23 protein-coding genes are annotated in these 22,114 nt (G+C 65.5%); 10 read left to right on the top strand and 13 right to left on the bottom strand.

Features of this window, described 5'->3' with window-relative positions; translation table 11 throughout:
* Positions 1-4: 4 nt before the first annotated feature.
* On the bottom strand, positions 5-493 hold the full coding sequence (locus EAG14_RS02350) for a hypothetical protein (protein WP_162995883.1): 489 nt from the start codon (positions 491-493) through the stop codon (positions 5-7).
* Between the two features lie 203 nt (positions 494-696).
* Here EAG14_RS02350 and EAG14_RS02345 point away from each other — a divergent pair, with 203 nt between their 5' ends.
* A complete protein-coding gene (locus EAG14_RS02345) occupies positions 697-1,506 on the top strand; it encodes a hypothetical protein (RefSeq protein ID WP_121727946.1) in 810 nt (269 codons plus the stop codon).
* A 42-nt stretch (positions 1,507-1,548) separates the two neighbouring features.
* Here the strand turns inward: EAG14_RS02345 and EAG14_RS02340 are convergent, their stop codons facing one another.
* The 5 genes from EAG14_RS02340 to EAG14_RS02320 all read right to left on the bottom strand — a co-directional run bounded on the left by EAG14_RS02340 (position 1,549) and on the right by EAG14_RS02320 (position 5,983).
* The gene (locus EAG14_RS02340; protein ID WP_099656850.1) at positions 1,549-2,001 is read right to left on the bottom strand and encodes a YiaA/YiaB family inner membrane protein; all 453 of its coding nucleotides are present in this window, start codon (positions 1,999-2,001) and stop codon (positions 1,549-1,551) included.
* A 63-nt stretch (positions 2,002-2,064) separates the two neighbouring features.
* The gene (locus EAG14_RS02335) at positions 2,065-3,210 is read right to left on the bottom strand and encodes a toxic anion resistance protein (RefSeq protein WP_240456910.1); all 1,146 of its coding nucleotides are present in this window, start codon (positions 3,208-3,210) and stop codon (positions 2,065-2,067) included.
* Positions 3,211-3,322: 112 nt separating this feature from the next.
* Positions 3,323-4,447, bottom strand: a complete 1,125-nt coding sequence (locus tag EAG14_RS02330; RefSeq protein ID WP_121727945.1) for a serine endopeptidase — start codon at positions 4,445-4,447, stop codon at positions 3,323-3,325.
* Positions 4,448-4,539: 92 nt separating this feature from the next.
* Complete coding sequence (locus EAG14_RS02325; RefSeq protein ID WP_121727944.1) at positions 4,540-5,388, bottom strand: DUF2145 domain-containing protein; 849 nt, start codon at positions 5,386-5,388, stop codon at positions 4,540-4,542.
* Positions 5,389-5,431: 43 nt separating this feature from the next.
* Positions 5,432-5,983: a hypothetical protein gene (locus EAG14_RS02320; protein ID WP_240456909.1), complete on the bottom strand. Its 552-nt coding sequence runs from the start codon at positions 5,981-5,983 to the stop codon at positions 5,432-5,434.
* A 302-nt stretch (positions 5,984-6,285) separates the two neighbouring features.
* On the opposite strand from EAG14_RS02320, the gene EAG14_RS02315 reads away from it, so the two are divergent.
* From EAG14_RS02315 to EAG14_RS02305, 3 genes are all read left to right on the top strand, one after another.
* Positions 6,286-7,482, top strand: a complete 1,197-nt coding sequence (locus tag EAG14_RS02315; protein WP_121730255.1) for a trans-acting enoyl reductase family protein — start codon at positions 6,286-6,288, stop codon at positions 7,480-7,482.
* Positions 7,483-7,813: 331 nt separating this feature from the next.
* The gene (locus tag EAG14_RS02310; protein ID WP_162995882.1) at positions 7,814-8,404 is read left to right on the top strand and encodes a hypothetical protein; all 591 of its coding nucleotides are present in this window, start codon (positions 7,814-7,816) and stop codon (positions 8,402-8,404) included.
* Positions 8,405-8,608: 204 nt separating this feature from the next.
* Positions 8,609-9,523, top strand: coding sequence for an EamA family transporter (locus EAG14_RS02305; protein WP_121727942.1), 915 nt, complete (start codon positions 8,609-8,611; stop codon positions 9,521-9,523).
* Between the two features lie 35 nt (positions 9,524-9,558).
* Here EAG14_RS02305 and EAG14_RS02300 read toward each other — a convergent pair whose 3' ends face one another.
* Positions 9,559-10,074, bottom strand: a complete 516-nt coding sequence (locus EAG14_RS02300; protein ID WP_099656856.1) for an Lrp/AsnC family transcriptional regulator — start codon at positions 10,072-10,074, stop codon at positions 9,559-9,561.
* Between the two features lie 171 nt (positions 10,075-10,245).
* Here EAG14_RS02300 and EAG14_RS02295 point away from each other — a divergent pair, with 171 nt between their 5' ends.
* Both EAG14_RS02295 and EAG14_RS02290 read left to right on the top strand, forming a co-directional pair.
* Positions 10,246-11,262, top strand: coding sequence for a 1-aminocyclopropane-1-carboxylate deaminase (locus EAG14_RS02295; RefSeq protein ID WP_121727941.1), 1,017 nt, complete (start codon positions 10,246-10,248; stop codon positions 11,260-11,262).
* Between the two features lie 132 nt (positions 11,263-11,394).
* The gene (locus EAG14_RS02290; protein WP_099656858.1) at positions 11,395-12,390 is read left to right on the top strand and encodes a tripartite tricarboxylate transporter substrate binding protein; all 996 of its coding nucleotides are present in this window, start codon (positions 11,395-11,397) and stop codon (positions 12,388-12,390) included.
* Between the two features lie 92 nt (positions 12,391-12,482).
* Here EAG14_RS02290 and EAG14_RS02285 read toward each other — a convergent pair whose 3' ends face one another.
* Genes EAG14_RS02285 through EAG14_RS02275 form a run of 3 tightly spaced genes read right to left on the bottom strand, consistent with a single transcriptional unit; the run spans position 12,483 to position 15,890 of the window.
* Entirely contained in the window at positions 12,483-13,034 is a 552-nt protein-coding gene (locus EAG14_RS02285; protein WP_240456908.1) for a hypothetical protein, read from the bottom strand.
* Positions 13,031-14,992, bottom strand: coding sequence for an MFS transporter (locus EAG14_RS02280; protein ID WP_121727940.1), 1,962 nt, complete (start codon positions 14,990-14,992; stop codon positions 13,031-13,033). Before EAG14_RS02280 ends, EAG14_RS02285 begins: the two co-directional genes overlap by 4 nt.
* 49 nt (positions 14,993-15,041) lie before the next feature.
* Entirely contained in the window at positions 15,042-15,890 is an 849-nt protein-coding gene (locus EAG14_RS02275; protein ID WP_205603489.1) for a hypothetical protein, read from the bottom strand.
* 151 nt (positions 15,891-16,041) lie between these two features.
* Here EAG14_RS02275 and EAG14_RS02270 point away from each other — a divergent pair, with 151 nt between their 5' ends.
* The 3 genes from EAG14_RS02270 (at position 16,042) to EAG14_RS02260 (ending at position 18,034) form a co-directional block, all read left to right on the top strand.
* A complete protein-coding gene (locus EAG14_RS02270; RefSeq protein WP_099656860.1) occupies positions 16,042-16,782 on the top strand; it encodes a helix-turn-helix transcriptional regulator in 741 nt (246 codons plus the stop codon).
* Positions 16,783-16,919: 137 nt separating this feature from the next.
* Positions 16,920-17,468 (top strand): DUF2867 domain-containing protein, encoded by a 549-nt coding sequence (locus EAG14_RS02265; RefSeq protein WP_121727939.1) that lies wholly within the window; start codon positions 16,920-16,922, stop codon positions 17,466-17,468.
* A 110-nt stretch (positions 17,469-17,578) separates the two neighbouring features.
* Positions 17,579-18,034, top strand: a complete 456-nt coding sequence (locus EAG14_RS02260) for a YXWGXW repeat-containing protein (RefSeq protein WP_121727938.1) — start codon at positions 17,579-17,581, stop codon at positions 18,032-18,034.
* 138 nt (positions 18,035-18,172) lie between these two features.
* Here the strand turns inward: EAG14_RS02260 and EAG14_RS02255 are convergent, their stop codons facing one another.
* From EAG14_RS02255 to EAG14_RS02245, 3 genes are read right to left on the bottom strand one after another with little or no spacing between them, the layout of a single operon-like run.
* Positions 18,173-18,982, bottom strand: a complete 810-nt coding sequence (locus EAG14_RS02255; RefSeq protein WP_121727937.1) for a 2-keto-4-pentenoate hydratase — start codon at positions 18,980-18,982, stop codon at positions 18,173-18,175.
* Between the two features lie 54 nt (positions 18,983-19,036).
* The gene (locus EAG14_RS02250) at positions 19,037-19,384 is read right to left on the bottom strand and encodes a cytochrome c (RefSeq protein ID WP_371414395.1); all 348 of its coding nucleotides are present in this window, start codon (positions 19,382-19,384) and stop codon (positions 19,037-19,039) included.
* Positions 19,385-19,391: 7 nt separating this feature from the next.
* Positions 19,392-20,606 (bottom strand): sulfite oxidase, encoded by a 1,215-nt coding sequence (locus EAG14_RS02245; RefSeq protein ID WP_099742207.1) that lies wholly within the window; start codon positions 20,604-20,606, stop codon positions 19,392-19,394.
* A 313-nt stretch (positions 20,607-20,919) separates the two neighbouring features.
* On the opposite strand from EAG14_RS02245, the gene EAG14_RS02240 reads away from it, so the two are divergent.
* On the top strand, positions 20,920-22,083 hold the full coding sequence (locus EAG14_RS02240; protein WP_162995881.1) for a rhodanese-like domain-containing protein: 1,164 nt from the start codon (positions 20,920-20,922) through the stop codon (positions 22,081-22,083).
* Positions 22,084-22,114 lie beyond the last annotated feature (31 nt).

Here is a 22,114-nt window from a genome sequence, read left to right as displayed (position 1 = left end):
GTGACTACGGTGCAGGGCCCGCGCCACCCTGCACCACGCTTTGCTGCCAGCCCAGCAGCTGCGCCTGCAAAGCCCGGCACTGCGCAGCCGGGGTGGGCACGTCGCTGCTGCGGTGGCTGCAGCCATCTTTGAGCACCACCCGCACATAGCAAGGCCTGCCGGGCTTGGCAGAACCCACCAGCACGGTGTGAATCTCGTCGGCCTGCAGGCGCACCGGCAACTGCCAAGACCCGGCGTAGCGCAGCTCCAGCGTAGTGGCCTGCGCATGCAGTGCGACAAATCGGCCCCAGTGGCTGGCATACGCCCAGAACGCCCCCACACAGCACAGGCCGACATAGCCCCACACCACCCAGCGTCCGCGCAGCGGCGTGGCCAGCTGGCGCCCTCCCACCCAGGCCGCCAGCGCCATGGCGGTGAAGGTGATGCCCAGGCCCACCAACACTGCAGCAAAGTCCCCAGCCACCTGCGCCGGGGTGGCAAACTCGATGTCCATGCATTCCCCCTTTTGGAGTCCATTGTGCAGGGCCTGCAATCGCTATATTTTTAGTAGCTGCTCGCGCTTACCAATCAAGCCCTACAGCCCAATTTGATTCAAAATCGCACACTCACAGGCCACGGGCTTGCCTTTGCAGCCCGGCGCCTTTGTAATCGGCTTCGCGCTTGCCATTGCCCCCTTTTACCCATCAGGCTTTTTTGATGAACTCTCCCGAGGACGATTCGCGCTTTGTCGCCGGTGACGGCCCCGTGAACCGGCGCACTGCGCTGCTGCACGAGCGCAAGGCCCGCGCCACCGAGGAGCCCCCGGCCCACACCGAACTGGCCGAGCGGCTGCACCGCGCCCATGCGCGCACCCAGCTGGGTACGCCGCTGGCCGACTACTTTGCCGCGCCGCCGCAGGCGCATGTGGCGCCCTCGGCGCTGCACATTGCCACCAGCGTGCTGGCGGCGGGCGGTGCGGTGGTGGTGTTGCTGGGGGTGATCCAGTCAGCGGTGCTGCCGCTGGCTGCAGGCGCGGGTGCCACCCTGCTGGGTGCGCTGGGCTGGTGGCGCACACGCCCCGCACGGCCTACCCACAGTGCACTGGCCCCAGCGGCAGCTTTGTTTGACACAGAAACCCTGCAAGCCTTTGACCGCGCCCTGGAGGCCGCAGCCCCCGAGCTGGGCGAGCAGGCCACGCAGCGCCTGCTGGAGACCAAGGAAGCCTTCCAACGCATGGGCCACGAGCGGCCCACGCACGACGAACACTTCACCGTGGAAGACCGCCTGTTTCTGCGCGAGTGCCTGCGCCGCTACCTGCCCGACACGCTGCAGGCCTACCTGCGCGTGCCTGCAGCACAGCGCCGCCAGATGTTGCACGAAGGCCAGCCCTCGGCCCACGATGCACTGCTGCAGCAACTGGCCCTGCTGCACGGTGAAATTCTGGCCCGCGAAAAGAAAATCGGCCGCAGTGCGGCCGAAGTGCTTGCAAGGCAGCAGCGGTTTCTGGAATCCAAGAAATCGCGCTGAAGGCAGCACCCGCCAATGAACAGGCGGGGGCTGCCCAATGGATCAGGACGCGTCGCTGCCTTCGCGGGCGCGGGTGGCGCGGCGCTCCAGCAGCTCTGCCTCTTGCGCATCACGCACGGTCTTGGACAGCGTGAAGGTGGAGCTGACCAGGAACAGCCAGCTCACCAGCATGTAGTACTTCTGCCATTCGTCGATCTTCATGCGCCACAGGCCCCAGCCGGTCAGCAAGATGGCCGCTGCAAAGGCCACCCACACGGTGATGACCCACTGCGAGGTGTCCACCGCCCCGTCGCGGTTGTCGCGCTGGGTCTTGGCCACGGCAAAGGTGCTGAACAGGCAAAAGAACAGGCCGATGGCCAGGAAGGCGCGGTCCAGCTCCTGGCCGGGCAAGTTGATCACGCCGATGGCGGCGCACAGCACCGACAAGGCAAAAGAGACGCGCACTTGCAGACGCCATGCGGTGGTGTCGCGTTGAACCATGTAGCGGGTTGCCATTTCAGTTTTCCTTCGTCAAGTTAAAAATAAGGGACACGGGAGAGACACGGGAAACAAGCAAAGTCAGAGCTTCACGGGCCCGCTGAGCTGCGACGAAGTGGCCTTCTTGGCCTGCTCCATGCGCACCTTGTCGATGTATTGCTCTGCCCGCTGGATTTCGGAAGCGATCATCGCGTTGTTCTGCCCCATCACCACGATGGCCTTGGAGCGGAAGTCGTCCATCGCGTCCATGGCCTTGAAGGTCTGGTCGAACATTTCCTTGAGCTTGTCGATGCCCACCATGGGGTTCTGCGCAAACTGCGTGGTCTTGTCCACATGGGTGTTGAGCTGGCGGCCGGTTTCGGCGATCAGGTTCTCGATGGTGCTGTTCACGCCGGTGAGCATGTCCATCACCTTGATCTGGTTGCCGGTGGCGCGGGCCACGGTCTGCGCCACGGCCAGGGCGCTCATGCCGGTGGTGGCCACGCGCGAGCAGCCGTTCATCATCTCGCGCCCGGTCTTCTTGAGCACATCGAGCGCCAGGTAGCCGTTGGTGCACACGGCCTGCTGGGTCAACATGTCTTGCAGGTTTTGGCGGGCGTAGAACAGCACCTCTTGCTCCAGTGCCTTGGCGCGCTGTGGCTCGGTGGCCCTCAGCGATTCGACTTTGGCCATGAGCCGCTCGTCCAGCACCTGCGCAAAGCGCATGGCGCCGGTGAGCTTTTGCATGGCGTCCCACAGCTTGGTGCGGGTGGCTTCGATCTCGACCACATCGCGCTGCATGTCGTCGCGTGCGGCGTAGAGCTGCTCCATGCTTTTTTGCAGCTGGCCGCCCGCGCTTTCAAAGCGGCGGAAGTAGTTTTGCAGCCGGTTGCCAAAGGGGATAAAGCCCAGCAGCTTTTGCGGCTGGAACAGGTCACCCTCTTTGCCGGGGTTGAGCGTGTCGAGCTGGCGGCGCATGTCCTGGATGGCGCGAAAGGCCGTGCCGTCTTCCACGCCCACAAAGTTGCGCTCCATGAAGCGCCCCTGCATCAGGCTGGCCGCCACCGAGATTTCTTCACGCCCCAGGGCAAAGGCGCTGTCGAGCTTGGCGCGAAAGCCTTCGCTTTGCACGTCTTCGGACATCAAGCTATCGACAAAGCGGCTCACCTGGTCTTCCACGGCGCGCGCCACTTCGGGGGCCAATGGCACGGCCGTGCTGGCCACTTCGTTGCTGACGGGCTGCACCACCTCGGGGGGGTCAGCTGAAAGGTGCCTGCGGCGCTCGCGCTCTGTACAGGCTGTGCGGTCTGCACGGGGGTCGGGTTGGACATGCGCTTCTCTCCTCGGTTTGTCGTTGATTCTAGGGATGGACGGGGCCTGCAGGGCGGCCCGCCGCGGCCCCTTGGGGCATCTGCGCAACACCCTCTACTGCGCTATCAGTCGCGCTTTCAGCAGTGCTGGGGGTGCCGCACGAAAAGCAGTAGCGCGAGAATGCGTTCTTGCGGGTGCTGCAGTGGCCGCAGCGGTCAAACAGGCACAGGCCGCAGTGGGGGCAGTAGTCGATGGCCTCGTTCTTGAGGTCCACCGCCCGCTCGCAGCCGGGGCACACGCTCTTGGCCAGACGGGCCATCACCACGTCGTAGCCCAGTTCTTCACGGCGCTGGGCGTCGGGCAGGGATTCAGCCAGCCTTTGGCGCTCCAGGTAGCGGTTCAGCGCCAGGATGGCGTAGCGCCCCACCAGCACCGTGATGCCAATGCCCACCACGTAGCGCACGTAGCCACCGTAGCTGGGCAGGTAAGGCACCAGCTCCACAAAGAAGGCAAACAGCGCAAAGAAGATGAAGCCCCACACAAACGGCCAGTAGGTGCCCTTGCGCTTTTTGACGAACAGCCAGCCCGCCGCCACCAGAAGCGGCAGGGTCAGGGCCAGGCGGTACAGAAACACGCGCAGCTCGACCTTGCGGCTTTCCACACGCAGGCGCTCGTAGCCATCGGTTTCCAGATCGCTGAGCTGCCTTTGCGTGGCCGCTGCTGTCTGGCGGGCATCCAGCGCGGCCTGCTGCTGGGCCTCCACAGCGCGCAGGGCCTGGCGCTCGGCCTGCTTGAGCTGGTCCAGCTGGCGGGTGCGGGCCAGCACCTCGGGGTCGTGCACGGCGCGCTCGGTCACGCGGCGGGTGGCCAGCCAGTTGTTGAAGGTTTCGCGCTCGGCCTGGTTGTCGCTTTGGGCCTTGCGGTGCTGCAACTGGGCCTGCTCCAGCGCAGTCTGGGCGTCTTGCTCGGCCTCGCGCTGGGTGCGGATTTTGTCGCGCAGCGCCTGGGCCTGCGCCTTGTCCAAAAAGTCGTCCACCCGCAGGGGCCGCTCCACCTTGGGCAAGTCGCCCACCACGGTGCCCCCCAGCCCGATCAGAAAGCTGGCAAACACCACGGCCACCAGCCACAGCCCCCGTCGAAACCACTTCTCTGACAAACGCAAAGACTTGCTCATGGCTACCCCCACTTTGATTTGCTATGTTTTTAATAGCTACTAGCGATTGATTAGAAAGCGCTAGCAGCCATTTTTACTTCAATTGAATGGCTTCAGCGCTTGGCCTGCACACCCACCGGCGCTGCCGCCAGCTGTGTGCGCTGCATCCACGACAGCACCGAGTCCACTGTCACCGTCTCAATGCGATCGGAATACCGCTTGTCATTGGGATGGTCGTCAAACGCAATGTTGGCCGAGCCCACGCGCCCACCCAGCCGGGTCAGCGGCCCCAGCTTCAGCGCCGTGGGCTCGTAGCCCTTGAAGCGCAACCACGCCTGGGCCTGCTCACGGGTGCGCACGGTGGCGGGCTCCATAGCAAAGGCCAGGGTCTCCAGCGCCCACTGGTTGGACTGCTGGTACTTGGTGCCCCACGCATAACTGACCATGCTGTAGGGCTGGGCGTGCAGCATGGTGGCGCGGCCGTTGTCGCTCAACACCGGCAGCAACTGGGCCTGCACAGCGGGGCTGGGCACGGCCAGCACGGCCTCAAAGCGCCACAGGTCGTCCAAAAAGAACTCGCCCAGGCCCTGGCGGTACACATGGCCCACGGCCGTTCCGCATTCGTTGAGCTTGTGCGCCACGCGCCAGGGGCCTTCGGGCGTTTTGTAGGCCCAGCCAAAGTGCGAGTAGCGCAGGCCGTACTTGCTCAGGTCTTGCCCGGCCCGGCCAATCAGCACCACCGTGGCGCCGCTGCGCTCGTTCTCGGCATCCAGCGCCTGTGAGGTTTGCGCCGCCAGCGCCATGCCACGCTCAATCACCTGGGCAGTGACGGGCTTGCGCTCATCACAAGCGCGGCCTGCATGGGCTGGGGCGGCAGCCAGCACGGCGGCTGTGGCTAGCGCAGCCATGCCCCATACGGCAGGGAAGCCAGGCAAAGGCTTGCGCCGCGCCAGGGCATGCATGGGGACCTCAGAAGGAGTCAGAGTGATCATGGTGTCGGGTGCCTTACAAGCGTTCGTTGTGCAGCAGGGCGCGGCCGATGGCATTGGGCACAAAGGCCAGCGCCTCACCCGCCACCGACAGCACCACGCCGGTGCCGATCACGCTGCAGGTCACGGTGGTGCCCACCGCGTGGGCCGAGGCCCCCACCCCGCGCCCGACCACCTCCACGCTGACCCGGGCGCCATCAGAGGCACGCTCCAGCACATACAGCGTGCCCGCGGCAGACGCCTCCACCGACTTCACCACCAGCACGGCGCCCGTCACCGACAGCGCTGCAGGCACGGCCACCACGGCCCCGGCCGCCGCCGAAACCCCTCCAGCCACCGCCACCACCGAGGCCACCGGCAGCAGCGACAGCACTGCAGACGCCTCGCTGTGCGCGTGGGCTGGCGTCACAGCCGTTACAGCCAGCGCGCCCAGCACCCCGGCGGCCAACAGCACACGCGCCAGCGCCTGCTTCCAACGGGGGGCGGCCCAGGATGGATTGGTCAGAGCCTGGCGGGGCAGGGCCACGGCGATGGTCTGGGAGACAACATTGCGGCGAAAGAGTCGCATGGGATGGGGGTGCTCCATGAAGGAGCCTGGGTTGAACACGGTGCGAATAGTGCCAACTCGTAACTTGCGTGTCTGCATTCGAACGTAACAGTGCCTGCCCACCGGCCAAAAAGTACCGTTTTTTTGTACTTTCTGCATCAAACCCGCTCCTGGGAGCTACGTCAAAGCGCTTCACTGCCACCCATGCGCCTGCGCGACAGCCCGGCAACCGGGCTGCCCAGACAATGCCCGCGAACCTGGTGCACCCCACGCACCCACCACCCATCCAGGCATCGCAGCCCTATTTTTTGAACCCCATTGCCATGACCAAAACCTTTGACCTCGTCGTCCACGGCGCCACCGGCTTCACAGGCCGCCTGGTGGTGGAATACCTGCTGCAACGCTACCCCGCAGGCAGCGGCCTGCGCTGGGCCATGGGCGGGCGCAACGCCGACAAGCTCGCCGCCGTGCGCGACGAACTGGGAGCCCCGGCAGACACCCCACTGGTCGTGACCGACACCTCCAACCCCGCCAGCCTGCAAGCGCTGATGAACGCCACACGCCTGGTGCTGACCACCGTGGGGCCCTACCAGCTGTATGGCAACGAACTGGTGGCTGCCTGCGCCGCCAGCGGCGTGGACTATGTGGACCTGTGCGGCGAACCCGCCTGGATGCGCCAAATGATCGACGCCCACGAAGCCACCGCCCAGGCCAGCGGTGCGCGCATCGTGTTCTCGTGCGGGTTTGACTCCATCCCGTTCGACCTGGGCGTGTACCTGTTGCAAAAGGAATTTGCCCAGCGCTTTGGCCACCCAGCCCCCAGGGTGCGGGGCCGCGTGCGCAAGATGAAGGGCACCTTCTCGGGCGGCACCGCCGCCAGCCTCAAGGCCACGCTGGTGGCCTCGGCCGCCAACCCCGCCGTGCTGGATTTGCTGCGCAACCCCTTTGCGCTGACCCCGGGGTTCGAGGGCCCGCGCCAGCCCTCGGGCCACAAGCCCATGGTGGACGAGGCCCTGGGCACGGTGAACGGCGCGGGCATCTGGGTGGCGCCGTTTGTGATGGCGGCCATCAACACACGCAACGTGCACCGCTCCAACCTGCTGCTGCAACACGCCTGGGGCCAGGACTTTGTCTACGACGAAATGCTCATCACCGGCCCCGGCGAAAAGGGGGAAGCCATTGCCAACGCGGTGGCGGGCGACAAATCGATGGGCTCCGACCAAGGCCCCAAGCCGGGCGAAGGCCCCTCGCGCGAAGAGCGCGAAAGCGGCTTTTACGACGTGCTCTTTTTGGGCACCGACACCGCAGGCAACACCCTGCGCGTGGGCGTGAAGGGCGACCGTGACCCCGGCTACGGCTCCACCTCCAAGATGATTGCCGAGGCGGCCGTCTGCCTGCTGCAAGACGCCACCGCCACACCCGGCGGCATCTGGACCACGGCGCCCGCGATGGGGGATGCGCTGATGGCGCGGCTGCAGGCGAATGCGGGGTTGAGTTTTGGGGTGGAGGGGATGAGTTGACAGCAAGCCGGGCCAGCCACAACGGCACGGGTTGTTCAATGGGTAATGCGAAGACGCACATTTTTGCTATAAAAAAATATAGCTTTTTGCGCTTTACCCATAAGCACCACATGCCTTTTTTGCTTGCAACATCCCCTCCAAGAGTTTTGAGCAGTTCGTCAGAGCATCGAGCGTCTTGATCGTGACCCACACCAGCACCGACACGCTGGGCGGTGGACAAACTGTCCAGCCGTGCGCTGTTCTCCGCGTCTAAGATATTGGCGCGGCCTTCGTATCCGCAAAGCCGATTCCGTGGCCACCACGCCCACCAACGAACCGATCAAGGAAGTCCATGTCGATGTCGAATTACCTGCTGATGCCCATCAGCAAGGAAGCGTTTGCAAACCCAGAAAAAACCAGGCAAGTGCTGGATTTACTGATAGGGGAGGGCCTGGCATCTGCCGATAACCCAACCGATGTGTGGAGCTACCCCTATGACGCAGAAGATGAAGACTATGGCGAGGCAAAACTTCCGTACGCGACACTTCGCGAATTGAGGGATGCGCTCGACCGGGTGGATATGCAAGAAGTCAACTTTGACGTGGGCTTCAGTCGGTACGGCCTGGAAAGCAAGGACGACCTACCGGGCATGAACCAACTCACTGAGGAGTTGCAGACCCACATGGCTGAGTTCTGCGCAAGCCATGCGATCGATTACACGCTCGACGTTTACGGGCATGTGACCATCGGGTTCATTGCCCCAGACAGTGAGGACGAACAGGGCGAGCTTCGTGGCATCGGAGTGATGTGCGACGGGAGCTCTGCCGTCTTCATGGAAGAGGCGGGCTACCTTGAGGCAGCCAAGGAAATCGGCATTTATCGTGTCTTTGAAAAGATAGCGGCGATATACGGAGAAAAGCCGTCTCTTCAATTTCGGAACTGAAGGGGGTGTTGCACTTCAGATTTGAGGCCACCTGAAGTAACTTTCATGATCCATGGACAGCTCTGCCTCCGAAGTCATAAACCTAGAACGGCTAACACGACCCAGCCTGTCCGTTTTTGACAGGGACGAGGCCGTCTGCCGCATAGCGCAGCCCCGGGCCCGCGCGGACAATGGCACATCTTCCGTTGTGACCACCACCGCCCCATGAACCTCCCCATGCGCCCCCGCGACCTATGTCTGGCCCTGCTCGTCATCGTGGTCTGGGGCCTGAACTTTGCGGTCATCAAAGTGGGCTTGAACGGCGTGCCGCCCATGCTGCTGGGGGCGCTGCGTTACCTGCTGGCTGCGTTTCCGGCGCTGCTCTTTGTGCGGCCACCCAAGGTGCCGCTGCGCCTGTACCTGCTGTACGGCATGACGATGGCGGTGGGCCAGTTTGCGCTGCTGTTCACGGCCATCCACATCGGCATGCCTTCGGGGTTGGCATCGCTGGTACTGCAGTCGCAGTCGTTCTTTACCCTGCTGCTGGCGGCCTGGTGGCTGCGTGAGAAGTGGCATGGCAACCAGATGGCTGGGCTGGCGCTGGCCGGGGCCGGGCTGGTGCTGATTGGCAGCGCGCACGGGGCCTCGATGCCACTGGCGGGGTTTGCGCTCACCGTGGCTGCCGCAGCGCTGTGGGGCTGCGGCAACATCGCCACGCGGGCGGTGGGGCGCTATGGGCCGATGAACCAGTTTGCGTTCATCGTGTGGTCCAGCCTGGTGGCGCCGCTGCCGTTTTTGGCGCTGGCGGTGTGGATGGACGGGGCCAGCGCCGTGCTGGCCGCTGTGCAAAACCTCTCGCTCACCTCGCTGGCTGCGGTGGGCTACATCGCCTGGGTATCAACCTTGCTGGGGTTTGGGCTGTGGACTTTCCTCATGTCCCGCTACCCCGTGAACCGCGTGGCACCCTTCACGCTGCTGGTGCCCGTGGTGGGGCTGACGACGGGCTGGTGGGTGTTTGGCGAGCAACTGCTGCCGGTGCACTTTGCAGGCGCTGGGCTGCTGATGGCCGGGTTGCTGGTGAATGTGTTTGGAGGCCCCGCCTGGGCTGCGCTGAAGGGGCGCCTGCGCGCTGCGCCCTGAGGGCGCCAAGTTGGGGGAGGTTGGCCTCAGGGGCGTTAAAGCGCCAGCGGCAGCTCGGTGGAGGACAACACATTGCGCAGCACCATGAACGAGCGCACCTGCCGCACGCCGGGCAGGTAGATGAGCTGCTCGGCATGCAGGCGGTTGAAGCTTTCGCTGTCGCGTGTGCGCACCAGCATGAAGTAGTCGAACTCGCCGGTGACCACATGGCACTCCATGCAGCCCGAGATCTTGATGGCGGCTTTCTCGAACTCGGCAAAGGACTCGGGCGTTGAGCGGTCCAGCACCACGCCAATCATCACCAGCATGCCTGCGCCCACGGCCTTGGGGTTGAGCAGCGCCACCACCCCATCAATGAGCCCCAGGCGCTTGAGCCGCTCCACCCGGCGCAGGCAGGCGGGGGCGCTCAGGTGTACCTTCTCGGCCAGGGCCACGTTGGACAGGGAGGCATCGCGCTGCAGCTGGCGCAGGATGGCTTTGTCGGTGCGGTCCAGCTCGGCAGACACATCCGCCTGTTGCACATTCTTGGCACGAACTTTTGTTGCGCACATAGCTATTTTCAAGAAATTTAGTAATGACTAATTTTCATATGAAAAACCAAAACACCGAAATTCACCCAAAATTCACAACCCATTGATTCAGGCATTTTTCTACGATGAAGGCACTGCAAGCCCGCTTGCATCCCACCCCCTGCATTCCCCTTCCATCGACCGGAAAACGCCATGAACTTGCAAAAATTCCCCCGCCACCCGCTCACCTTCGGCCCCTCGCCCATCACGGCGCTGCCGCGCCTGTCGGCCCACCTGGGCGGCAAGGTGCACCTGTATGCCAAGCGCGAGGACTGCAATTCAGGCCTGGCCTTTGGCGGCAACAAGACGCGCAAGCTCGAATACCTCATCCCGGAAGCGATTGCGGGCGGCTACGACACGCTGGTGTCGATTGGCGGCATCCAGTCCAACCAGACGCGCCAGGTGGCCGCCGTGGCCGCGCACCTGGGCATGAAGTGCGTGCTGGTGCAAGAGAACTGGGTGAACTACTCCGATGCGGTGTACGACCGCGTGGGCAACATCGAGATGAGCCGCATCATGGGCGCCGACGTGCGCCTGGACGCTGCGGGCTTTGACATTGGCATCCGCCCCAGCTGGGAGCAGGCCATGGAAGACGTGAAGAAGGCCGGGGGCAAGCCCTTCCCGATTCCCGCAGGCTGCTCAGAGCACCCGTACGGCGGCCTGGGCTTCGTGGGTTTTGCCGAAGAAGTGCGCCAGCAGGAAAAAGAGTTGGGCTTCCAGTTCGACTACATCGTGGTCTGCTCAGTCACGGGCAGCACGCAGGCGGGCATGGTGGTGGGCTTTGCGGCCGATGGCCGGGCGCGCAAGGTGATTGGTATCGACGCCTCCGCCAAGCCCGAAAAGACCCATGCCCAGGTGCTGCGCATCGCCCAGAACACCGCCAAGCTGGTGGAGCTGGGCCAGGAGATCACGGCCGAGGACGTGATCCTGGACACCCGCTACGGCGGCCCCGAATACGGCCTGCCCAACGAGGGCACGCTCGAAGCGATTCGCCTGTGTGCGCGCCAGGAGGGCATGCTGACCGACCCGGTGTACGAGGGCAAGTCCATGCACGGCATGATCGACATGGTGCGCAAGGGCGAGTTCCCCGAAGGCTCGCGCGTGCTGTATGCCCACCTGGGCGGCGTGCCAGCGCTCAACGCCTACAGCTTCCTGTTCCGCAACGGCTGAGCCTGCCGCGGGCTGATCACAGCCCCACTCCTTCGGGCCGCTGCGCGGCCCGGCATTCCGCAATCCTGCCCCATCCGCGCATCGGTGCGCAGGGTTGCGTTCCTGGCAGTCATCAGCAAGAGGAGCATGGATATGAAGAGTGATCTACGCCCAACCCGGCGCGCCTGCGCCGCAGTAGCCATTGCAGCATGGGCCGCCTGCACCCTGACACCTGCCGCACAGGCACAGACGTACCCCACCAAGCCCGTTCAACTGGTCGTTCCGTTTCCACCCGGCGGGGCCGTGGACATCGTGGCCCGGCTCATCAGCAAAAAGCTGGGCGACCACCTGGGCCAGCCCATCGTGATCGAGAACAAAGGCGGTGCAGGCACCATCGTGGGGGCGTCCTTCGTGGCCAATGCACCGGCCGATGGGTACACGCTGCTGATCAGCTCGGGCTCGACCTTCACGGTGAACCCGGCCCTCAACCCCAAGCTGCCCTACGACCCGGTCAAGAGCTACGAGCCCATCGGCATGGTGGCGCGGGTGCCCTTGATTTTGCTGGCCCACAAGGATGTGCCCGTGGGCAACCTGAAGCAGCTGACGGCGGCCGTCCGCGCCACCCCCGACAAGTATGTGTATGGCTCGTTCGGCAACGGCACCACCGGGCACTTTGCGGGCGAGCTGATGTGGTCGGCCCTGGGCATCAAGGTCACGCACATTCCCTACAAGGGCAGCGCCCCCGCGATGAACGATCTGATCGGCGGACAGATTCCACTCTCGGTCGACACCGTGGCAGCGGCGCTGCCGCAGCTCAAGGGCGGCAAGATCAAGGCGATTGCGGTGACGGGTGCCACGCGTGCCACGCAATTGCCGGATGTGCCCACCGTGGCCGAAGGCGGCTACCCAGGCTTCTCGGCAGATTCATGGCTGGCCATCGTGGCGCCGCGCGGCACGCCCGCCGATGCCAAGGCCAAGCTGCAAAAGGCCTTGTCTGAAACCCTGGCAGACCCCGAGGTGCGCAGCAAACTGGTGGCCAGTGGCCTGGAGCACGCCTACGAAAGCGCCGCCGCCGTAGCCGCCCGCATTGACGACGAACTGCCGCGCATGCGCGCGATTGCGCAGCGGGCCAATATCCGGGCGGAGTGAAGAAGGGGGCAAAACAGCGACCAGGTGACGCAGCGCAGCCCACAGCACTTGTTCGCTGCGGCCGCGCCCAGTCAGTCGATGGCTGCGAACCCTCAGGCCCTCAGCCAAGCCAGCATGTGCGGGTAAGCCGGCTGCCCACCGGGCTGCACCTGTGACGGCAACAAGGCCAACCCGGCAGCAGCCAGGCCCGACGCGCCCAGGTACACCCCCAACCCGAAGGTGGTGCGCAGACTGGCGGACCGCCCGTGGTACCCACCTTCATGAAAAAGCACGGCGGAATCCAACCCCAGATGCTGCGTAGCGGCCCACGCCCATGCGGTGGCCTCGATCTCGCCACCGTGGGGCACGGCGGGCAGATCCTGCAAGGCATCGTCCATCGTGGCCCGCAGGGCGGCAGGTACCACCGCCAAGTGGCCCGCCTCGTGCAGAAGATCGCCCGGCCAGCGCAGCCGCTTTCGGTCAACGCGCAGCCCGCCGCGCTCGATGCGGACGCCTGGTAAAAAGCTGCCATCGGGCACGTCGGCCTCGCACACAGGCAAACCGATACCGTGCAAAAAATCCAGGATGCGCTCGGTCACACCAGGATGGTCTGCCGCATCCAACGCTGCCACTGGCACGGCCACAATGGATTCGGCGCGGCTCATGCCCGCAGCAACCCCGCCACCCGTTCGCGCAGCACGGCGGGCTGCACCTGGGTGGCCTCCATCGCAGGCCCCACATTCAAGCCCACGCGGTTGAACATACCCCGACGGAAGGGCTTCGCCATGGCGGTGCCCTGCTCCACGCGGCTGAAGAACGAGCCCCACAGGTTGGTCAGCGCCATGGGCACCACGGGGGCCTGCACACCGTCGGCCTGGGCACGCTCGATGATCTTCATGATGCCGCCCTTGAACTCTTGCAGCTCACCATCCTTGGTGATGCCGCCTTCGGGGAAGATGGCCAGTAAATCGCCCTCGCGCAGCACCTGGGCGGCGCGGTCAAACGCGGCCTGGTAGGTGGCTGGGTCGTCTTTTTGAGACGCCACCGGGATGGCCTTGGCCAGGCGGAACAGCCAGCCAAGCACCGGCACGCGGAAGATGCGGTGGTCCATCAGGAAGTAGATGGGCCGGGGGCTGGCGGCCATGAGCAGCACGGCATCGACAAAGCTCACGTGGTTACACGCCAGGATGGCCGCGCCCGTGGTGGGGATGTGCTCGTCGCCACGCACCTTGAAGCGGTACACAAAGCGCGACAGCACCCAGGCCACAAAACGCAGCAGGTATTCGGGCACCAGCAAAAAGATGTAAGCCGCCACCACCGCATTGGCAATGCCGGTGAACAGGAAGACTTGCGGCACGGTGAAGCCTGCACCCAGCAAGGCCCCGGCGATGACGGAGCTGCCGATCATGAACAGCGCATTCAGGATGTTGTTGGCCGCGATGATGCGGGCGCGGTGCGTGGGCTGGCTGCGCATTTGGATCAGGGCGTACATGGGCACGCTGTACAGCCCGGCAAACAGGCTCAGCAGCGCCAGGTCCAGCAGCACGCGCCAGTGTTGGTGTTGCGCAAGAAAGGCGGCAGCGCCCATCATCTCGGCCGCAGGCAGGCTGCGGGTGGCAAAGTACAAATCAACCGCAAACACGCTCATGCCAATGGCACCCAGGGGCACGAGGCCGATTTCGACATGGCGGCGGCTGAGCACCTCGCACAGCAGCGAGCCCACGCCAATGCCCACCGAGAACACCACCAGCAGCAGCGAGGCCACTTGCTCGTTACCGTGCAGCACCTCTTTGGCCAGGGCCGGAAACTGCGACAGGAACACGGCGCCGAAGAACCACATCCAGCTGATGCCCAGCAGCGAGCGGAACACCACCACGTTGCCGTGCGCGAGTTTCAGGTTGCGCCAGGTTTCGGTGAAGGGATTCCAGTTGATGACCAAGCTGGGGTCGGTGGCCGGGGCTGAGGGAATGAACTGCGCCACCAAGCGCCCCACCAGCGCCAGGGCCACACAGCCCACCGCCACCGCAGTGTGGCCAATGCCAGGGATGGCCACCAGCAGGCCACCGGCCACCTGGCCCAGCAAGATGGCGACGAAAGTGCCCATCTCGACCATGCCGTTGCCGCCTGTCAACTCGCGCTCGCTCAGCACCTGGGGCATGTAGGCAAACTTGACCGGCCCGAACAGTGTGGAGTGCAGCCCCATAAGGAAGGTGCACAACAGCAGCACCGGCACGTTGTTGGCCACAAAGCCCACGGCCGCCAGCGCCATGATGGCGATCTCCAGGTTCTTCACGAAACGGATCATCCGCGTCTTGTCGAACTTGTCGGTGAGCTGACCGGAGGTGGCCGAGAACAGCAAAAACGGCAGGATGAACAGTGCACCGATCACCAGCCCTGCCATGGTCGGCGGCAGCCACGACACGCTGAGCTGGTAGGTCACCATCACCGTGAAGGCGAACTTGAACAGGTTGTCGTTGCCTGCGCCTGCAAACTGCGTCCAGAAAAAGGGCGCAAACCGGCGCTGGCGCAGCAGGGCAAACTGGTTGGGCTCTTCGTGAGCCAACGGCCCAGGTTGCGCGGGGGGCGCAGGGTGCGCGTCAGGCTGCCCGTTCTGGGGGGTCATGCGGTTCTCCTCAAGGCTTTTTGTAGGGTGGTGTGCGGTGCGCACGGTGTCACTTCCCATGTTGCCCGCCATTCTGCATGGCGCGGCGTGGCACGGGCGCAGCGATATAGCGGCTGTGGTGCAGACGCGCCATGGCAAACAGCACGGGCAAGGCGGCGCCAGCGGCCAACAGGTGCTTGAGGGTGTGACCCGACACCCACCCGGCCGTGGCTTCGTACACGGCATGGTCGGCCAGCTCCATGGCCTTGGCGGCGGCATACCAGGCGATCACGGCACCCAGCTGCAACGCCAGCGCACCATGGCGGTGGGGCAAACATGCCAAGGCCAACACCACCAGCATGCCGCCGATTTGCACCACCGCCCAAGGCAGCAGGTTGCCCGTGTGGGCCCACACCAGCACGGCAGCCGGCGCGGCCACCAGCAGACCCAGCGCTGTGGCCAGCCCGGCGCGGGGGCTGATGCGGCCCACGGCGGCCAGCCCCAGCAGCCCGGCAAACGCCACCGACATGCCCAGGCGGTCCCACAGCAGGCCCGCATCGTCCGGCTGCCAGTGGTACCAGCTGGAGCCTGCGGTGGTGACCACCAGCCCCACAAAGAACAGCGCTGCCGTGGCGCGGGTGGCCAGGCACAACCGCAGGGCGCCCAGGCGGCGCAGCCACACCAGCCCCCACACGCCCGCCACGGCAAACGGCAGGTTGCTCAGCACATCCAGCGCGCAGGGCAGGCCCCACCAGCCACGCTGGTCGGCAAAGTCGTGCTGGTGGGCACTGGCGGGCAGGTGTGGCCCCCACACGGCCACGGCCAGCAGCACGATGGCGGCGATGAGAAATCCCCACTCGGCACGCTGCAGTGCAGGCCAGCGGCGGGTGGATGAAGGCAAGGAATGGACAGCGTTCATGGCAAGAGCCCCTTCCAGGGCGGCAACACAAGATGGAACGCAGTGTGCAAAGGCCCACGGGTTTTCCCCTCAAAAAGTCGCGCACAGGGCTACCCAAAGCACTTCGGGTATCCATAATCGATACCCAATCGCCACCACCGAAGAGCCGCCCATGAGCACAACCGCCGATCTTGTTGCCGCCCTGAAAAAAGAGCTGAAGCACGCGCAGATGACCTATGCCGACCTGGCGCAGGCGCTGGGCATGGCCGAGTCCAGCGTCAAGCGCATGCTGGCCAAGGGGGACATGCCGCTGTCGCGCATCGACGCCATCTGCCGCGCCCTGGCGCTGGACTTTGCCGACCTGGCCCGGCGCGTGGCCGATGAGCAGCCGCTGCTCAAAGAGCTGACCCAAGAGCAGGAAGCCGCCGTGGTGGGCGACAAGAAGCTGCTGCTGATGGCGATTTGCGTGCTCAGCCAGTGGACGCTGGAGCAGGTGGTGGCCACCTACCGGCTCACCGAGGCCGAGGGCATCAAGTACCTGGCACAGCTCGACCGCATCGGCATCATCGAGCTGCGGCCGCTGAACCGCTACCGCCTGAAGCTGGCCAAAACCTTCCGCTGGCGGCCCCACGGGCCGGTCATGCATTACTTTCGCGACCACGCGCTGCTCAACTACTTTGCCGGGGGCTTTGACGGCCCTGGCGAAGGCGTGCTGCTGGTGCACGGCTCCATCAGCCGGGCACTGGCCCCCGCCTTCATGGAGCGCATGCAGCGCGTGGCGCAGGACTTTGCGCAGCAGCACCTGGCCGACCAAAAGCTGCCCCCGCGCGAGCTGGAGGGCTACACCGTGCTGCTGGCCATGCGCAGTTGGGAGTTTGATGTGTTTTCCAGCATGCGCCGCATGGCGGGCTGATGGCCTGATGGCCTGATGGCCTGATGGCCTGATGGCCTGATGGCCTGATGCCTCTACACAATCACTATTAATTTAATAGCTGCCAGCGCTTTATTCATAAGCACCAAGCCCCAAAACCCTCCCAAAACACCTCCAACATGCCCACGTTACAGCCCCGCCCACCCGTTCAGGCAACGCAGGTGCCACCGGGCACGGCCATCCATGCCAGCCTGCCCGCCGCACAGTTTTACGACGCCTACCAGGTGGCCGACCCCGCCCCAGCCCGCAGAGCCTTGCAGACCTGGCTGGACCTGGTCGCCCAAACACCGCGCTGGACGCAGCACTTGATGGCGGCACGCAACCGGCTGGTGCGCATGGTCGGACTCAAGGACCTGGGGCAGTTGCACGACCGGCACCCCACCGCAACAGGCCAGCTCTCGCGGAACGCCAGCGACTACCAAGTGGGCGATCGGGTGGGCATCTTCCTCATCCGCCACCTCAGTGACACCGAGGTGGTGATGGGCCAGGACGACAAGCACCTGGACGTGCAGGTGTCCTTGCACAAATACGCCCCTGCCGGGCAAGCCCCCATGGTGGTGGTCAGCTCGGTGGTGCACATCCACAACGCGCTGGGGCATGCCTACATGGCGGTGGTCAAGCCTTTTCACCGGCGCATCGTGCGGGCCATGCTGGGGCGGCTGCAGTAGCCGCGGCACATTCCGTCACAACACTTCGCACTGCGCCTACAAACGCTTGACGTACCAGCGGCACCATGAAGGCTCCGGTTCTGAGAACCTGTTCTGAAGGAGCAAACACCATGGCACACACAGCCCGCAACCCGCGCAATGCCCACCACGCACTCACGGCCGCAGCGCTGGCCTTGCTCAGCCTGTGCACCCTGGCCCCTGCACACGCGCAAAGCTCGGCGGTGGTGGTCCAGGCAGGCAACGTGCAGGTGCAATACACACAGGCACCACCGCCGCCCCGCCACGAAGCCACACCCCGCCCCCGGCGCGGCATGGCCTGGGTGCCAGGGCACTGGCAATGGCGCGGCCACCGCCACGTGTGGATGAATGGCTATTGGGTCAAAGCCCGCCCGGGCTACCACTACCGGCCGGTGCAATGGCAAGAGCGCGACGGCCGCTGGCACATGCAGCCCGGCGGGTGGGACCGCGATGGCGATGGCATCCCCAACCGCTACGACCGCGACCGGGACGGTGACGGTGTGCCCAACCGGCATGACCGCCGCCCGGACAACGGGCACCGTTATTGAATGAAATATGGAGCGAAAACCATGCGCCCAGTCTTGGCTGGGCGCATGGTCGGGTCAGAACAAAGGCACAAAGCAAAGGCACCAAGGCGCGTCTTGATCCCGGCTGGCCCGTTGCATGGTCAGTTCAGCCCCACCGAACTACGCAATGCAACGCAGCTCTGCGCGCCCCACCCCGCCCAGCTCTGCCACCACCACGGACCCAGGGGCCACCAACAGGTTGCCGGTGCACGAGCCCGTGGTCACCCACTGGCCTGCGCGCAGCCCCCCCAGGCTGTGGGCGCCCTCGTTGGCCAGCCACACCAGCAGGCGCAGCGGGTCGCCCGCCGGGTTGCCCCAGGCGGCGCGCTGCACGGCCAGGGTGCCATTCACCCACAGGCCCACGGGCAGTGCCAGCGGATCTAATGCCGCCAGGTCTGCCGGGCTGGTCAGGCCGCTGCCCACCACCAGCGCGCCGTGGCTGCCCTGGTCGGCCAGGCGGCTCCACGCGCTTTGCACGCCCCAGGCGGCGTAACGGGTGTCACACACTTCAATGGCGGCGCGGGCAGAGCGCATGGCCGCCAGCACCTCTGCGCGCGAGTAGGGCTGCGCACGCGGGGGCAGGTCGGTGCCCAGTTCATAGACCAGTTCGGCCTCCACCCCGATGACCACGCTGCCGCCGCAGGACAACGCTTGCGGCTGCCCCTGGGCGCAGACCCACACCGAGTCTTGCGTGAGCGCGCCCCGAGAGGGTGGCGCATCCGGCCCAGAGGCCCCCACCTTCCAGCCAGCAACCACACCCCGCGCCTGCACCACGGCGTCTTGCACGGCGTAGGCCTGCGCGGCGTTTTGCGGCTGCAGCGCAGCGGGCAGGTCGAATGGCCGGGGGCCTTGGCCCAGGCGTGCCTGGGTCAGCACGGCGGCACTGGCCAGGGCATCAAAGGGCGCGAGCGCAACAGATTCAGACGTCATTCAAAAACCTTTTAAGGGGGTTAGGGCACCAAAGTGACGAAGGCGGCTAATCCATCAAGGCTTGGCGCCCGTGGACTGCGCCACAAAGCGGGCCACGGCCTGCATGTCTTGCTCGGTCATTTTCTCGGCAAATGAGGGCATGGCGCCAATGCCGTTGCGCAGCGCACGCAGCACCCGCTCGGCGTTGGGCTGGATCTCGTCCAGCACGGGGCCCACCTGCCCCTGCGCGCCCGCCGCCTGCAAGGTGTGGCACACGGCGCAGGCGGGCTGCAGCGTCAAAAAGAGCTGCTTGCCACGCGCCAACTCCGCAGGGTCTGCGGCCCAGCCCGTGCCTGAGGTGCTGGCCAGCAGCCACAAGGCACCGGCCTGGGCAACTGCGCGGCGCACTCCAACTACCACCACCAGCACCTCAGGCCACAACCAGCGTCACGGCGTGGTCCAGCCAGCTGGCGTTGTTGTAGCCGCCCACGTTTTCCTCGCGCTGCTCGGGCTGCACGTTGCCAGCGGCGTCGGTGGCCCGGCTGGCCAGCACATGGGTGCCCGCGCCCAGACGCACCGGCAGCACAAACTGGCGCCAGGCAAAACGCCCCAGGTCCGGGCCCACGAGTTGGGCGGCTTGCCAGGTTTTGCCACCATCGACCGACACATCCACGCCCTTGACGCCACGGGTGCCGCCAAAGGCCACGCCATGCACCTGCACCAGGCCGGGCTTGAGCGCCCCGCCTTCGGGCAAGGGGCCGTTGATCCAGGACTTGACCGTCATCTCCCACACCGAGGGCTGGTCGGGGCTGGCCTTGGCGCCGGGCGGCGTCATGCGGTAGCCGTGCTGCATGATGCGCGCCTGCGACTGGGCCTCGGTGAACGCCAGGCGCCGGATGTACTTGATGTTGTTCACGCCCTGGTAGCCCGGCACGATCAGCCGCAAGGGCCCGCCGTGCGCCAGCGACAAGGGCTCGCCGTTCATCTCCCACGCCAGGATGGCGTCGTCCATTGCCTTGATGGGCACCGAGCGCTCGACCAACACGGTCAGCGGGTCTACGCCTTCGGGCAGCTTTTCGCCGCCGGTGCCCGTCACGTAGGCCATGCCCCCGGCCAGGCCGCCCAGGGCTGCCACCACGTTGCGCACGGGCACCCCGCTCCAGACCACGCAGCCTGCGGCGCCCACCGTCCAGGGCGTACCGCTGGGCTTGCTGGGGAAAAAGCCGCGCCCATTGCCCGAGCACTGCAGCACGGTGGCCACGGTCTCCAGCCCCAGGGTTTTGAGCTCTGCCAGGGTGAGTTCACGCGGGGTTTTCACGCCCTCCACGCGCACCGCCCAGGCATCGCGGTTGTCCAGAATGGCGGCATCGGGCGCGGGCAGGTTGTTGCGCACATACAGCTGGTTGGCGGGCGTGATCACGCTGGTGCCGAAGGCTGCGCGGCGGGTTTCGAGCGTGCTGCTGGTGTGCACGATCAGGGCATTGCCACTCTTCCAGCCCGCGTAGGCGGGCAGCGCTTTGGGGGCGGCCGCTGCAGCAGCCTGGGCACTGGCAGCGCCCGTCCAGCTGGCCAGGCCCGCAGCGCTCAAGGCGGCGGCGCTGGCAGCCAGCAGGTGGCGGCGTGGCAGGGTGGACGAAGGGTTCATGAATGCACTCCTGTGGGTGGAATAAACAATGCGCCTGCAGCTGCGAGCCGGCGTGGCACCGGGGGTGCAAGAGGCTCTGGGGGCGCGCTGCCAAACGGCAAACCGGCTCCATTCTGGAGGGCGGGCCAGGTTGCGGCACACCGCTCGCCCACGCACATGTAAGCAACAGAAACAGTTGCATAACAAGCGTTGACACTGAAGCATGCCGGTGCATATTTAACAGTTAGACAACAATAAAAAACGACAGATTTCCGCGCAGGCCTCGTCCGCAAGGCCCGTGCAGCCCCATGTCTGTGAATGAGGAGGGACAACCATGAGCCAGAGTGTTCGTATGCGTTGGGTGCCGTTCGTGTTGGGGCTGTGCCTGCTGGCCAGCAGCGCCGCGCACGCACAGCTCACTGCCATCGTGGCGGTGGAGCCCACCGAGAAAAAAGCCGGGCATTCCATCCTGCGCAGCGCGCTGGAGGCAGGCCTTTCCCAGGCTACGGGCCAGGCCGTGAAGGTGACCACCACCGAAGACCTGGCCGATGTCATGCGCGCCACGCGCAGCGCGGGGTTTGACATCTTCATTGGCCCGCCGCAGGTGGCGGCCTCGGCACTGCAGCGCGGTTACGAGCTGGTGGGTTGCACCCAAAAGTCTGACCACTATGTGCTGGTGGGCCTGGCCCAGATCGAAACCGTGGCCGCCATGAAAGGCAAGCGCTTGTACCTGCCGCAGCAGGACTCGGTCTACACCTACATGGCGCGCGGCATGCTGAACGAAGCCGGGCTGTCGTTCAAAGACCTCAAGGCGGTGCGGCACGAAAAATACCCGCAGGCTGGACTGAGCGCACTGACCCTGGGCACCACCGATGCCACCGTGGTGCGCGCCGAGGAGTGGGCCTTGTGGGCCACGACCTACCCCGGCGTGGCCAAGGTGCTCGCCACATCGCGCCCCGTGCCCGGCGGCTTCAGCGCCGTGATGCGCAAGGACCTGCCCAGCGACGTGCGCAGCAAGTTGTCGCAGTGGCTCAGCACCGCATCGGCCAGTGCGGGCCTGGCACCCATTGGCCTGCGCCCCGAGGCACAGGAGTACCAGAAGGTGGCAGAGCTGGGGCTTTTCACCCCCAACGCCCTGCCCGGCGTGAAACGCATCACCGCCAAGGACGCGCAGCAGCTGCAGGCCCAGGGCGCCCTGGTGGTGGACACGCGCACCGAGAAGGAATACCGCACCAAGCGCATACGCGGGGCGGTGTGGGCGGCCTATGGCGAGAAAAGCCTCAAGGACGTGGCCTTCAATGCGGAGCAGGATGACTTCAAGGCCCTGGAGTCGCTGGACCGCACCAAGCCGCTGATTTTTTCGTGCAACGGAGCGGAGTGCTGGAAGTCGTACAAAGCCGCCCGGGTGGCCGCCGACAAGGGCTTTGCCAACGTGTACTGGATGCGCGGCGGCCTGCCAGAGTGGGATGCCGAAGGGCTGCCGACCGAAGGGGGCTGAAGCGCGCAGCGGCCCGCCAGCGCAGCGCCAC

It is taken from the genome of Acidovorax sp. 1608163 (assembly GCF_003669015.1).
In the GTDB taxonomy this organism is placed as follows: Bacteria; Pseudomonadota; Gammaproteobacteria; order Burkholderiales; family Burkholderiaceae_C; genus Acidovorax.
This window is presented reverse-complemented; position numbering and strand designations above follow the sequence as displayed.